The organism is Petrotoga sp. DB-2 (assembly GCF_054051725.1).
In genome coordinates, this window is sequence record NZ_JBSVZD010000086.1 from 1 (window position 1) to 395 (window position 395).

Annotated in this window: 1 rRNA gene; it reads right to left on the minus strand. The window is 56.2% G+C overall.

Annotated features, from left to right (window positions below):
* Nucleotides 1-395, minus strand: a 23S ribosomal RNA gene (locus ACW9JY_RS10550); the annotation flags it as partial.

Below are 395 nucleotides of genomic sequence, written 5' to 3' on the forward strand. Positions count from 1 at the left end.
GGCTACTCAGCTCCTGCTATTTGCATAACAGCTGATTCACCAGGGACATACTCACTCCGGTCCTCTCGTACTAGGAGCAACCCCCTTCAAGCTTCCTACCCCCGCAGCAGATAGGGACCGAACTGTCTTACGACGTTCTGAACCCAGCTCACGTACCGCTTTAATGGGCGAACAGCCCAACCCTTGGGACCGGCTTCAGCCCCAGGTTGCGATGAGCCGACATCGAGGTGCCAATCCACGCCGTCGATGTGAACTCTCGGGCGTGATTAGTCTGTTATCCCCGGGGTAACTTTTATCCGTTGATCGACGGCCCTTCCCCTCAGAACCGCCGGGTCACTAAGTCCAGGTTTCCCTCCTGTTCGACTCGTCAGTCTCTCAGTTAAGCAGGCTTTTGC